Genomic DNA, 12,219 nt, shown 5'->3' on the forward strand with positions numbered 1-12,219 from the left:
CAGGAGGAGACATGGCCGTTGCGGCCGATGAGCCCCGTTCACCCGTACGCCGGCGCTGGTGGGCGCTGACACTGCTCTGCTTCGTGCAGTTCATGCTGGTCGTGGACGACACGGTGGTGAACGTCGCGCTGCCGTCCATCCGCGAGGACCTCGGTTACTCGGCCACCGGCCTGGCCTGGGTCGTCAACGGCTACCTGCTGGCCTTCGGCGGCCTGATCCTGCTCGGTGGACGTGCCGGGGACCTGGTCGGGCACCGTCGGGTGTTCCTCGCCGGTGTGGCCGTCTTCGCCGTGGCGTCGCTCGCCTGCGGCGTCGCGCAGGAGCCCTGGCAGTTGGTGGCGGCACGGTTCCTCCAGGGCGTCGGCGGCGCGCTGGCCTCGCCGACCGCGCTCGCCCTGATCACCCTGATCTTCGCGGAGGGCGCGGAGCGGGCCAAGGCCATCGGCCTCTGGGGCGGCATCGCCGCCCTCGGCGGAATCGTCGGCTACGTGCTGTCCGGTCTGCTCACCGACCTGGTCTCCTGGCGGCTGGTCTTCCTGATCAACCTGCCGGTGGCGGTCGTCGTGCTCGCGCTGGTGCCGGCACTGGTTCCGCCCGCCGCGACGGCCGCTCGCCAACGGGTCGACATCCCGGGCGCGGTCACCGCCACGGTCGGCCTCGCCGCCCTGGTGTTCGCGCTGCTGGAGGCGCCCGGCGCCGGCTGGGGCAGCCCTCGCGCGCTCGTTCCGCTGGCGGTGGCCGTGGTGCTGCTCGCGGCGTTCGTGCTCCAGGAACGCAGGGTCGCGTACCCGCTCGTGCCGTTGCGGTTCTTCGCCAACCGCACGCGCAGCGCGGCGAACGGCACCATGATGCTCTTCACCACCGGCCTGTTCGCGATGTTCTTCCTGCTCACCCTGCACGTCCAGGAGCGCCTGGGCTGGTCGCCGCTGCAGACCGGCCTGGCGTACGTACCAATGGCCGTGTGCCTGCTGATCGGCATCTCGCTCTCGCAGCGCCTGGTCGGGCGCCTCGGCCCCCGGCCGGTGCTGCTCGTGGGACCGCTGCTCACCGCGGCCGGACTGCTCTACCTGTCCTGGATCGACGGGACCGAACGCTACCTGCCGGACATCCTGCCCGGCATGGTGCTCGTCGCGCTGGGCGCCGGGCTCGCCGTGCCGGTCCTCGCCACCGCCGCGATGTCCGCCACCACCGCCGAGGACGCCGGCCTCGGCTCGGGGATGCTGACCGTCGCCCAGCAGATCGGCGGTGCCGTCGGCCTGGCGCTGCTGGTCAGTCTCGCGGGGCTGAGGTCGCGGCAGATGGTCTCCGACGGCGCCGGCGAGGACGCCGCCGCCATCGGCGGCACGGTGCTCGCCTTCCAGGTCGCGGCCGTGATCCTCGTCGCGGCCGCGCTGCTCACCCTCGTCATCCGGCCGCCGCGACCCACCGCGTCGCCGGACCGGACCGACAGCCCGGACCACACGTCGATCGGAGTGCCGTCATGAACCGTCTCGAGGGAAGAGTAGCGCTGGTCACCGGCTCCACCTCCGGCATCGGCCGGGCCATCGCCGCGGGATACGCGGCCGAGGGCGCCACTGTGGTCGTGCACGGCCGGGACAAGGAACGCGCCGACGCCGTGGTCGAGCGGATCTCGGCCGCCGGAGGGCGGGCCGAGGCGGTCCTCGCGGACCTGTCCCGGCCCGGTGAGGCCGGCCGGCTGGTGCGGGCGGTGCTGGACAGCCACGGCGGGGTCGACGTCGTCGTGAACAACGCCGGCGTGATGAGCATGGGCACCGCCGGCCAGGTGACCGAGGAGAACGTCGACGAGGTCCTGGCGATCAACTTCAAGGCGCCGCTGTTCGTCACCCGGGCCGCTCTGCCGTCCCTCGTGGAGCGCGGCGGGTCGGTCGTCAACGTGACCACCGCGGGCGCCCACCGGGGCTCTCCGGGCGGTGCGGTGTACGCCGCCGCGAAGGCGGCGCTGCACATGCTGACGGTGAGCTGGGCCGCCGAGTTCGCCCCGCAGGGCGTACGGGTCAACGAGCTGATCCCCGGAGCGACCCGGACGCCGATGATGGAGCCGCTCCTGCAGGCCCCCGAGGTCCAGGCCATGCTGGCCCAGCGGATCCCGATCGGCCGGGTGGCGGAGCCGGAGGACCTGGTCGGCGCGGCCGTCTTCCTCGCCTCGGCCGAGGCGAGCTACGTGACCGGCGCGGTGCTCGCCGTGGACGGCGGCTTCCTCGCCGGCTGAGCGGCCGGGCGCGTCCGCGGCTGCGTGGCGGATCCGCAAGCCGGGAGAAGACCCCGGCACCCGACGGTGGCTATCAATGGCGAAGGGGCGCGACCAGGTGTCGCGCCCCTTCGCGTCAGCCTCATGAAGGGACTGCCATGCGTCACGGCGTCACACAGCACCGCGGCCTCCACGTTCCCCCGGGGAACACCGCACAGCACGGCCGGTTCGGCCGGATGTTTCCCAACCTGCCGCCCCGTCGCCCGACCGGCCTGCCGCTGGCCGAGGAGTACGGGCTTCCGGGAGGCCGGCTGGACGCGGGAAAGATCACCCCGGACAAGCTCGGCCCGGTCGACACCGGCTTCGTCTACCTCGCCCAGTTCATCGACCACAACATCACCTTCGACCCCACCACCGTCCTGAACCAGCAGGTCGACCCGGAGGCCATCCAGGCGTTCCGGCCGCCGCGGCTCGACCTCGACGCGCTCTACGGCGCCGGGCCGACAGTCGACCCCTACCTCTACGACCAGGCGTCGCACGGCACCAAACTGGTACTCGGGCCGGGCGGTACCGACTTCGCGCGAACCGCCGAGGGGGTGCCGCTGATCGGGGATCCGCGCAACGACGAGAACATGCTGATCGCCCACATCCACCTCGCGTTCATCAAGTTCCACAACCGCGTGGTGGACGGGCTGGCCGACGGCAGCCTCACCGACGCGGTCGGCGACCGGGTCCGGTCACGACCGGCGGCCCCGGGTGACGCGCCGGCCGGCCGGCTCGACGATCTGCTCTCCCTCGACAACTACTACAACGAACTCACCTACAAGGCACAGCAGCTGGTCCGCTGGCACTTCCAGTGGATCGTGGTGCACGAGTACCTGCCGCTCTTCGTCGGGCAGCACATCGTCGACGACATCTTCGAGAACGGCCTGCGCTTCTACGACCCCCGTCCGGTGCCGTACATCCCGGTGGAGTTCGCGGTCGCCGCGTTCCGGGTGATGCACTCGACGATCCTGCCCCGCTACCAGATCAACGAGAAGTTCAGCGCGCCGTTGTTCCCGGCCGACCGGAACGCGCCCCCGAGTCCGCGGGCGGACCTGCGGGGCGGGCGGATCCTGCCCGAGCACTCGATCGACTGGTCGCTGTTCTTCCGGACCGACCCGAACCGGGTACCCCAGCGGGCCAAGGCGTTCGGCGCCTCGCTCACGTCGGCGCTGCTCAACCTGCCGGTGAGCGCGGTGCCGGGAGCGAAGGAGGGCGCGCTCGCGAAGTCGCTCGGCTCGCTGGCCGTGCGGAACATGCTGCGCAGCGAGGCGCAGCAGCTGCCGTCGGGCCAGGACGTCGCACGCGCCATGGGAGAGGTGCCGCTCTCCGACGAGCTGCTGGACTTCGACGGTCCCGCCTACCTCTGGTACTACATCCTGAAGGAGGCGGAGGTGCTCACCGGCGGGCACCGGCTCGGCCCGGTCGGCGGGCGGCTGGTGGCGGAGGTGTTGCTGGGAATCCTGAAGGGAGACCCGATGTCGTACTGCTCCGCCTACCCCGCCTGGCGACCCACTCTGGCCGGTCAGAACGGTGTCTTCGGCATGGTGGAACTGCTCCGGTTCGCCGGTCTGGTGCCGGCTGGGCGCGGCTCCGGAGATTGACGGCCCGCCCACCCGTGTCCGGCTGGCGTGGATCGTGCGTCTCGTGCACTATGACTGACAGTCATAGTGCACGAGACGTGAGCGCCCGGCCCCGTCGGGTGCGGGGCGGATCAGACGGAGGTTCCCTGTGGAACGTGTGACGGGCATCGGTGGTCTCTTCTTCCGGGTCAAGGACCCGACGGCGATGACGAAGTGGTACGTCGACCACCTCGGCCTCACGCCACCGCCCACTCCGGACGAGGACCGGGACTGGTGGCAGGAGCAGGGCCCCACCGTCTTCGCGCCGTACGGCGCCGACGTCGAGGAGGAGACCGGGCAGGCGGTACGGCTCAACTTCCGCGTCCGGGACATGGCGGCGATGCTCGCGCAGCTGCGGGCCGCCGGCGTGGAGGTCAGCCCCGAGCCCGAGGACTATCCGGAAGGCCGGTTCGGCTGGGCGATCGACCCCGAAGGCAACCGGATCGAGCTGTGGGAGCCGGCCCCCGACCGGCTCAAGCCGCCGACGGGCTGACCGTCCGGGGACGCGACGACGGGGTGGGGCCGCCGAGGGCCCCACCCCTGTTTTCGACCTCGGATCAGGCCGCCCGCCTCACGGCGAGGGCGGTGAGGTCCGGTACAGCCGGTTCGGAGTGTCGTCGAGGAAGTCGCGCGGGTCCAGCCGGAAGCCGGTGAAGCGGTAGGGCACGATCCGGTGTTCCTCGCCCGCCGTCCGCGGCTCGACGTGCTGCCGCAGCGCGTACCACAGGCTGAGGTCGTTCTCCTCGCCCACCGAGGCGCCCGTCTCAGCCGCGTACCTCGAGGTCAGAACGCTGTCGTCGGTGCCGACCTCGTAGCCGTCGTCCAGGTTGCCCCGGTAGGGCGCGACCCAGAGGTCGGCGCTGCTGGTGCGGCCGTCCGGGCCGATGTTCGACCCCGGCAGCAGCTCGTAGGAACGGAGCAGGCCGTTGGGCTTGGGCGCCTCGCTCGCCACCCGCAGCCGGGAGCCGGGCTCCAGGGTGTGGGCGCCACGCGCCACGTTCTGCCACTGGGTCGCGGCGGCCCCGCCCCGGGTGCCGAGCTGGACGGTGTTCCCGCCGATCGTCGCCACGTCCGGGTCGAGCCGGTAGTAGTGGTGATGGGTGTGCGGCAGGCCCGCCACCGGGCCGGCGGCCGGCCGCCCGCCGACACCCACCGAGGCGGCGATGACGCCGTCCTCGAAGAGCTCCCAGCGGTGCACGTACTGGTAGTCACCGGCCTGGAACTTCGCCCAGAAGGCGACCTTCGCCGGCTCGATGCCGCTGGGGCCGTACCGCTCGACGTGGACCGCGCCGGTCGGATTGGCGGCGGCGTCGTACTGGCTGTCGTTGGTGGCGATCGCCGTCGGGGGCAGGTCGCTCCCGGCCGCGTTGGGCGCCGTGGGCAGCAGCGGCACCAGGGGCGACCCGCCGCCCCGGGCGCCGAGGCCGTTCTTGGCCACGCCGTGGGTCGGGCCGTGGTCGACCAGGGTGAAGGCCAGCTCGCCCCGGAACAGGACGGGTCGGCCGTCGAAGTGGGCGTGGGCGAGCCGCAGCCCGGTGCCCTGCATCGTGTTGATCGAGTATCCGAAGGTCCAGTTGGCGTGGGTGATGTAACCGCCAGGCATTGGTTGTCTCCTCGTCAGTTGTGGGGAGCCTGGGTCTGCGGCCCCGACGCGGTGCCCCGCGCCTCGTCGGTCGGGACGACCTCGCGGGTGCTCAGGTCGACCGCCGCCTGCCCGACCCGGGCCGGCGCGTCACCGCGGGACCAGAAGTAGAGCTGGAAGAGCCGGTGGCCGAAGCGGGGGTTCTCCTCGATCTGGGCCGCCCGGGCCGGCAGGGCCACCATGTCGACCGGGCCGCGGGCACGCAGCGCCTCGTACCGGTCGTCGGTGACGACCAGCTCGTACGCCTCCTCCCGCTCCTCCGCGGTCAGCGCGGGCTGGATGCCCGGCCGTTCGACGATCGCCTCCACCACGCCGGCCCGCAGGTCCAGCACGGCGATGATGAGGACGCTGCGGTCGTAGTCGTAGATGACCGCCTCGGCGAGGCGGACCGACACCTGGGCGTCGGCGACCTTCTGCTCCTCCTCGCGGAACTCGATGTCGATCAGCCGGTGCCGGTTGCCGCCCAGACGCTCGGCGACCAGGGGGTCGGCGTCGATGGCGGCGGCCACCCGGTCCTTGATCTGGCCGAGCAGGTCGAGGAAGACGGAGGTGGAACCAGGCTGGTCCTGGACCAGTTCGAGAAGTTGGCTGACTTCGTGGGAATGCAGCAGTGCAGGCATTCTGTCCTTCCTCACAGTTGTGCGGCCGTGGGCGGGCGCTTCCCCAGGAAGATCGGCGGGGCCGCTCCTCAGCCGACTTGAAGAATCGTTTACCGATCTCCGTTCGGAGACGTGGCACACCGATCTCCATCCATTGGTAGGTGCGCACCGCCCGTGCGGCTTCTTCCCCCTTGCTGCGCGGCCGTCCGCCGGCCGTCCGCGTCCGGCCCGGAAAGCGCGGCAAGCTGCGAGAAGTTCGATGACCGCGGCGGCCGTACGAATGGAGGAGCGGCACAGCAGAATAGGAGAGCCACGTGAATGACCTGCGCGTGTTCGGCGAACAACTCCGGACGTTGCTCAGTGGGCTGCTGGGATTCGGGGACCCCGGCGCACCGGAGCGCAACAGCCGACTCATCCACCAGATTTTCGAGTGGTACAACCAGGGTGACCTCGACTCCATCGTGGAGAGCGTCACCGACGATTTCGAACTGCACGACGTGCCGGCCGGGCAGATCTACCGCGGGCCGGACGGACTGCGCCGCTGGTTCTCGATCTCCAAGACCGCGCTGCCCGAGGCGCGGCTGTTCATCACCAACCTGATCGCCGACGGCGAGAAGGTGGCCAGTGAGCACGCCGGCGGAGGTCTGCAGACCGGCCCGCTGGAGGTGCCGGGCGGCACTGTCCCGCCGACCAACCGGCTGGTGAAGGCCGAGGTGGCCGAGACCTTCGAGTTCCGGGACGGGCGGATCTTCCGGTGGCGCGTCTACTACGACGGTGCGGCGCTCGCCGCGCAGCTGCTGGGCCCCGAGGCGGGCGGGTCCTCCGCGCCCGCCGGGGGCCCGGCCACTGCGCCGCCGACGTCGGGCACCGCCGGCTCGTCCGCCGGCGCGGCGGCCTCCCGGCCGGCACCGGGTGGCGCATCCGCCCGGGACTGACGCCGGACCCGCCGGGGCCCGTCCGGACGGACGGGCCCCGGTCGCGCGCCCAGGGTCTCAGTGGTCCTGCGGTCCCGGCGGTGCAGAGGGCCCGGCCGGCGTCGCCGGCGGCCGGAGACGTTCGAGTTCGGCCAGCACGGCTTCGACCGCCGCGGTCTCCGCGGCGTAGTAGGCCTGGCCCCACACGGCCACCAGATGCGGGTACCGGAAGTCGGGCAGCAGCCCACGCCCGACCTCGCCCAGGTCGGCACGCTGCTCCCGGAGCCAGGACAGGTAGCCGTGCAGCGCGCGGTGCAGTTCCTCCGGGTCCGCCTGGTGACCGAAGAACAGGCGCAGCATCACGCTGTGCTTGATCACCGGCGGATCCACCTCGTCCCGGCTCAGCCATGCCCGCAGGGCCGCCACCCCGGTGTCGGTGATCCGGTAGTGGCGCTTGGTCTGCGAGCCGCGCTGCGTCTCCTGCCGCTCGCTGATGTAGCCCTGGGCCAGCAGCCGGCGCAGCTCGCTGTAGACCTGGCTCTGCGCCGGGCTCCAGTAGAAGAAGCGCATGTTCATGGACCACTTGCGCAGGTCGTAACCGGTCAGTTCGCGCCCGAAGGAGAGCAGACCGAGAACCGCGTACGCGGTGGCCGGCAGGCCGGGCGCCCCGGGCCGATGGGGATCTGCCACGATGTCCTCCTTGCGGTGGGCGGCTGCGGCTTCCACTATGACTATTAGTCCTAGTGCGGCGCTCGGCGGGATGCGAAGTTGCCGGAGGATCTTCCCACCTCGTGTCGGACCGCTCGGTGGAGGGAGCTGCCATGGCACCGGCACGTCTGATGGTGTCCACGACCGTCAACGCCCGCCGGTCGGCCGTCTACGCCGCGCTGACCGATCACGAGGCGCTGGCCGGCTGGTTCGCCGAGCGGGTGGAGACGCAGCCCGACGCGGGCTGCTTCCGTACCGATGGAAGCTTCACCCCGAGATGGGCCAGCGGCGCCCTGCGGACGATCGATGCGCAACCGGGCCGGCGGCTGGCGCTCTGCTGGGAGGCCGGCGCCGGTTCGCCGGTGGAGATCGAGCTGGTGTCGGTGCCGACCGGGCGCACCGGCGTCCGGTTCGTCCAGTGGTCACCTCCGGGCGGCGGCCCCGACGACCCCTCCGCCCTGGACTTCTGGTGCCTGGCCGCCGGCAACCTCGCCAACCACCTGGAGGGCCGCCCGGTCGTCCGGCACGACTTCGCGCGGCCCCGGCACGGCACCGCCCGGGCAGAGGCGACACTGGCCGTCCCCGCCCGGCGGGTGTACGCGGCGCTGACGGTGCCGGCGGAGCTGGAGCGGTGGATCGCCGCCACCGCGGTGGTCTCGCCCAGGGTCGGCGGCCGGTACGACTTCGGCTGGGGGGACGACCTCGGTCCCCGGTCCATCGTCGACCTGGAGCCCTCCCGGTCGCTGGCGTACACCTGGCGGGAACGTGGGCACCGGGACAGCGTCGTGAGGTGGACGCTGCGTCCCTGCGGGCGCGGCACCACCGTGCGGGTGCAGCACGACCTGGGCGGCCGCCCGGCCGATCGACACCAGATCGGCTGGGAGAACTTCCTCATCGACCTGCAACGGATGCTCGCGTCCGGCCAGGACTGGCAGCGCAGCGTGTGGCAGGACGAGCCGGTCGGCTGACGCGGCGCCCGCCCGCACGGCGACGGGTCACACCCGGCCGGGTACCGGGGACGTCCGGGTCGCGTTCACCGCCCAGAACCGGGACCGGCCCTCGCGCAGGTCGGCCTGCGCGGTGAGGATCAGTGCGAGGAACTGGTCGGCGGCGGCGGGCGGGAGGTGACGCAGCACCTCGTGGCGGCGCCGGATCAGGGTCAGTTGCGCCGTGCGCAGCGCGTCCACCGCTTCGTCCGTGATGTCGACCGACCGCGGTCCGGCGAAGCCGGCCTGCCGCAGCCGGATCTCCAACCCGTTCGGGGCGGCGCCGCGGGGCCGGCCGGGACGATGGTGGACCAGCTCGCCGAGCAGGATCCGTCCCCCGGGGCGCGCCGCGAGGGCGGCCTGACGAAGCACTGCCCCCAGGTCGTCCCCGGTGCGGGCCGGTTGCAGCACCAGCACCCGGTCGAAGGGTGGGCCGGAGGCGCCCTCCGACGTGGATCCGGCGATCCGTACGCGCGCGGCGACGTCGGGCGGCAACGCCCGGGCGCGGCGCCGGGCGTGACCGCGCCGGACCGGGTCCGGCTCCACAGCGGTCACCGCACAGCCCGCCCCCAGGGCGAGGTACCGGGACGTCTCCCCGCCGTCGGAGCCGAGGTGCAGGACCCGGTCCGAGGCGTGCAGCGGCAGCTCCTCGACCGCCCGGTCGAGCAGTGCCGGACCGGCGTACGAGCCGAACTCCCAGCCCTGGTGGGCCGGCCCGAACCAGATCAGCCGCCACAGGCCGTCGGTGGCCCAGTCGCCGGGCCAGGCCGGCGCGCAGACGGCCGGGGTGGCGGTGGCCGGTGCGGCCGTGTCGGGCGTGCCGGTCACGAGAGCCCCTCTCCGACCGACGGCGCGCCCCAGCTGCCGGTGAAGACGATGTCCGCCAGCGGCAGCCGGGAGCGGGGCACGGGAGTCCGGGAGGGGTCGGCGGTGGCCCGCCCCACGGCGAGTACGACGAACGGCTCGAACTCCGCAGGCACCTCGAACGCCGCCACCAGGGCACGACGGCGGAAGCCGCCGAGCTGCACGGTGTGCCAGCCGGTGGCCCGTGCCTGCACGCTGAGCCGGGCGACCGCGAGGCCCAGCTCGTACTCGGTGCCGATCAGCGGAGCGCCGTCGACGCCGCGGACCTGACGCAGGGCCAGGACCAGCGCCCCGGCGTCGCCGGCGATCGTGCGGTTCGCCGGGGTGAGCGCGCCGTGCATCTCCTGGAAGGTGCGGTCGCCGTTGCGCCCGACGACGAAGCGCCAGGGCTGCCGGTTCCAGCTGGAGGCGGTCCACCGGGCGGCCTCCAGCAGTCCCGCCAACCGGGTCCAGGGCAGCGCCGAACCGTCGAAGATCTGCGTGCTGGCCGGGGGCGTGAGTAACGGGTGCACCACGCCGTTCGTGGCCGAAAGTCCATTCACGCGTGGAGATCCCTCCCTGGTCGGCCGGCCGGACGCCCGGCGGTTCCGCACCATTCAAGGCCGCCGGACGACGGCGTTCCACTCGCATCTTGCTCAAGCGTCGTCCGTCGATACGAGCAAGATCCGAGAAGTTCGGGCTCGCGTCGCCCCGGTACGAATTGATCGCTGCGCCGGGATGCCGCCGCAAGCCAGTGACGTGTGATTCAGGGAGGTTTGGCGTGCGATTCAGTTCAGCGGCCCGTCGCCGATCCGATGGTTCGGTCCGTCGTGACCGGCCGGTGTCGTGAAGCGGGCGGCCCGGGGCGCAGGAATCGCCGGAGCGGGAACGGACGGATTCCGCCTCCGGCTTCTCGCCGCCGATCCGAACGGTTCCGGGGACGGGGCGATATCGCCCGACGGAACCAGATTCGTCGCCTCCTCCAAGCGAAACGGATCGGTCAATCTGTGGTTCTTCGATCTGCGTACGGGGAAATGGCAGCAGGGCACCTGGGGCACCGGTGACGACATCGAGGCGCAGTGGTCGCCGGACAACGAGCAGCTGGCCTTCACCTCCTCCCGCGGTGGTCACAAGGCGATCTGGCTGTACCGGCTCAGCGACGGCCAGACCCGCCAGCTGACCTCGGCCGGACACGAGGAGGAGTACCCCTCCTGGTCGCCGGACGGCCGGACCGTCGCCTACGTCGGCGGGCCCTGGGGCAGGCGGCACTTCCTGGTGGTGTCCGCCGACGGCGGCGCGCCTCGCCGGGTGACCACCGAGCCCGGCCGCGCCGGCGCCTGCTCCTGGGCGCCGGACGGACGCTGGCTGGTCTGCCACTCGTACGACACCGGCGCGGGAGCGGTGTGGTTGCTGGACAGCCGGACCGGGGAGGCGATCCCGGTCACCGACGGCTCCTCGTGGGACTACAAGCCGACCATCTGCCCGACCCGGCCGGCGGTCGCCTTCTCCCGCAGCGACGAGGGGCGGTCCGTCATCTGGGTGCAGCGGCTCGCCGACGGGGTGGGCCGGCCGCTCGTCGTCACCGGCGCGGACGACCGGTGGCCCACCTGGACCCGGGACGGGAACCACCTCTTCTTCCACCGGCTGGTCGACGAGGGCGCGGGCATCGCGGTGTGGGACCGGCGGACGAAGGCGGTACGGGAACTCGTGCCGGCCGAGGAGAAGCCCCGGTACGCGTCCTTCGCGCCGGACGGCCGCCGGATCGTGTACGGCACCGAGGCGGACGGCCGCTCGGCGCTGCGCATCCTGGACCTGGCGACCGGGGTGTCCCAGCCGGTGCCGGCCGGTGAGGCCGCCTTCCCCTCGTGGTCCCCGGACGGCCGGACGATCGCCTGCGCGCTCCGGCCCGATCCCACCTCGCGATGGGAGATCGCGACGGTCGACGTGGCGGGCGGGCAGCCGCGCGTCTGGACGGCCGACCGTGACGACCTGCGGGGACTGCACGCGCCCGTCTCCTTCGCGCCGGACGGGCGGCGCCTGGTGTTCCGCAGCGAGACGGAGCCGTTCGAGGCGAACCTGCTCGTCCTCGACCTCGACAGCGGCCGGATCACCAACCTCACCGAGGACAGCTGGTGGGACGAGGCGCCGGCCTTCACCCCCGACGGGCGCGGCGTCGTCTTCATGTCCACCCGGGGAGGGAACTGGACCTGGGGCTTCTACCGCATCGACCTGGACAGCGGGGAACTGCTGACGCTGGCCGGTCCGGACTACGTGGAGCGGAACAACCCGCGGTCCACGGCGGACGGCCGGATCCTGTCGACGATGGTCGCCTCGAAGGTCGAGGAACTGTACGAGCAGCTACCCGACGGCACCGGCCGGGTGGTGACCGAGGCGGGGCCGGGCGTCCGCTACCCCGTGCCGTCCGCCGACGGCGAGCAGGTGCTCTTCACCCGTACCCGCACCACAGTCGAGTACTGGCTCGCGGAGAACGTCTGGGCCGCCGACTCGCCGCTCGCGCCGCTCGGCCGCCCGCTGGTCGCCGCGACCGCGCCGGCGGGGGTGATCGAGCAGCCGCCGCTCGGTCCGGTGCGCAGCCCCGTCGACACCCGCCGCAGATGACGGATGTGACGCCGTCCCATCCGGTCGGGTGGGCG

General features: G+C 72.6%; 12 protein-coding genes. 7 read left to right on the forward strand and 5 right to left on the reverse strand.

Annotated features, from left to right (window positions below; all coding sequences use genetic code 11):
• The first annotated feature begins 11 nt into the window (after positions 1–11).
• From FB455_RS03650 to FB455_RS03665, 4 genes are all read left to right on the forward strand, one after another.
• Entirely contained in the window at positions 12–1,484 is a 1,473-nt protein-coding gene (locus FB455_RS03650; protein WP_145752207.1) for a DHA2 family efflux MFS transporter permease subunit, read from the forward strand.
• Positions 1,481–2,230, forward strand: a complete 750-nt coding sequence (locus FB455_RS03655; protein WP_013285660.1) for an SDR family NAD(P)-dependent oxidoreductase — start codon at positions 1,481–1,483, stop codon at positions 2,228–2,230. The genes FB455_RS03650 and FB455_RS03655 overlap by 4 nt, the downstream gene beginning before the upstream one ends.
• A gap of 215 nt (positions 2,231–2,445) precedes the next feature.
• Positions 2,446–3,855: a peroxidase family protein gene (locus FB455_RS03660; protein WP_486481494.1), complete on the forward strand. Its 1,410-nt coding sequence runs from the start codon at positions 2,446–2,448 to the stop codon at positions 3,853–3,855.
• 127 nt (positions 3,856–3,982) lie between these two features.
• Positions 3,983–4,366: a VOC family protein gene (locus FB455_RS03665; protein ID WP_013285662.1), complete on the forward strand. Its 384-nt coding sequence runs from the start codon at positions 3,983–3,985 to the stop codon at positions 4,364–4,366.
• 78 nt (positions 4,367–4,444) lie between these two features.
• Here the strand turns inward: FB455_RS03665 and FB455_RS03670 are convergent, their stop codons facing one another.
• Both FB455_RS03670 and FB455_RS03675 read right to left on the reverse strand, forming a co-directional pair.
• Entirely contained in the window at positions 4,445–5,476 is a 1,032-nt protein-coding gene (locus tag FB455_RS03670) for a hypothetical protein (protein WP_030268728.1), read from the reverse strand.
• A gap of 14 nt (positions 5,477–5,490) precedes the next feature.
• A complete protein-coding gene (locus FB455_RS03675) occupies positions 5,491–6,135 on the reverse strand; it encodes a hypothetical protein (protein ID WP_013285664.1) in 645 nt (214 codons plus the stop codon).
• Positions 6,136–6,428: 293 nt separating this feature from the next.
• Here FB455_RS03675 and FB455_RS03680 point away from each other — a divergent pair, with 293 nt between their 5' ends.
• Positions 6,429–7,049 carry a nuclear transport factor 2 family protein gene (locus FB455_RS03680; RefSeq protein ID WP_030268730.1) on the forward strand — a complete coding sequence of 207 codons (621 nt, stop codon included), beginning with the start codon at positions 6,429–6,431 and terminating at the stop codon, positions 7,047–7,049.
• Between the two features lie 57 nt (positions 7,050–7,106).
• On the opposite strand, the gene FB455_RS03685 is transcribed toward FB455_RS03680, so the two are convergent.
• Complete coding sequence (locus FB455_RS03685; protein WP_013477253.1) at positions 7,107–7,718, reverse strand: PadR family transcriptional regulator; 612 nt, start codon at positions 7,716–7,718, stop codon at positions 7,107–7,109.
• A gap of 131 nt (positions 7,719–7,849) precedes the next feature.
• Here FB455_RS03685 and FB455_RS03690 point away from each other — a divergent pair, with 131 nt between their 5' ends.
• Positions 7,850–8,704 carry an SRPBCC family protein gene (locus FB455_RS03690; protein WP_145752211.1) on the forward strand — a complete coding sequence of 285 codons (855 nt, stop codon included), beginning with the start codon at positions 7,850–7,852 and terminating at the stop codon, positions 8,702–8,704.
• A 27-nt stretch (positions 8,705–8,731) separates the two neighbouring features.
• Here FB455_RS03690 and FB455_RS03695 read toward each other — a convergent pair whose 3' ends face one another.
• Together FB455_RS03695 and FB455_RS03700 are read right to left on the reverse strand one after the other, a co-directional pair.
• Positions 8,732–9,550: a class I SAM-dependent methyltransferase gene (locus FB455_RS03695; protein WP_145752212.1), complete on the reverse strand. Its 819-nt coding sequence runs from the start codon at positions 9,548–9,550 to the stop codon at positions 8,732–8,734.
• Positions 9,547–10,128, reverse strand: coding sequence for a nitroreductase family protein (locus FB455_RS03700; RefSeq protein ID WP_145752215.1), 582 nt, complete (start codon positions 10,126–10,128; stop codon positions 9,547–9,549). Before FB455_RS03700 ends, FB455_RS03695 begins: the two co-directional genes overlap by 4 nt.
• Positions 10,129–10,411: 283 nt before the next feature.
• Here FB455_RS03700 and FB455_RS03705 point away from each other — a divergent pair, with 283 nt between their 5' ends.
• A complete protein-coding gene (locus tag FB455_RS03705) occupies positions 10,412–12,184 on the forward strand; it encodes a DPP IV N-terminal domain-containing protein (RefSeq protein ID WP_013285670.1) in 1,773 nt (590 codons plus the stop codon).
• Positions 12,185–12,219 lie beyond the last annotated feature (35 nt).

This window comes from Micromonospora sp. CNZ296 (assembly GCF_007827635.1).

Bases quoted from the DNA above. Each gene is read 5' to 3' on its own strand.
- FB455_RS03690 (WP_145752211.1), top strand. From the start codon at position 7,850: ATGGCACCGGCACGTCTGATGGTGTCCACGACCGTCAACGCCCGCCGG.
- FB455_RS03655 (WP_013285660.1), top strand. From the start codon at position 1,481: ATGAACCGTCTCGAGGGAAGAGTAGCGCTGGTCACCGGCTCCACCTCC.
- FB455_RS03670 (WP_030268728.1), bottom strand. From the start codon at position 5,476: ATGCCTGGCGGTTACATCACCCACGCCAACTGGACCTTCGGATACTCG.
- FB455_RS03650 (WP_145752207.1), top strand. From the start codon at position 12: ATGGCCGTTGCGGCCGATGAGCCCCGTTCACCCGTACGCCGGCGCTGG.
- FB455_RS03675 (WP_013285664.1), bottom strand. From the start codon at position 6,135: ATGCCTGCACTGCTGCATTCCCACGAAGTCAGCCAACTTCTCGAACTG.
- FB455_RS03660 (WP_486481494.1), top strand. From the start codon at position 2,446: ATGTTTCCCAACCTGCCGCCCCGTCGCCCGACCGGCCTGCCGCTGGCC.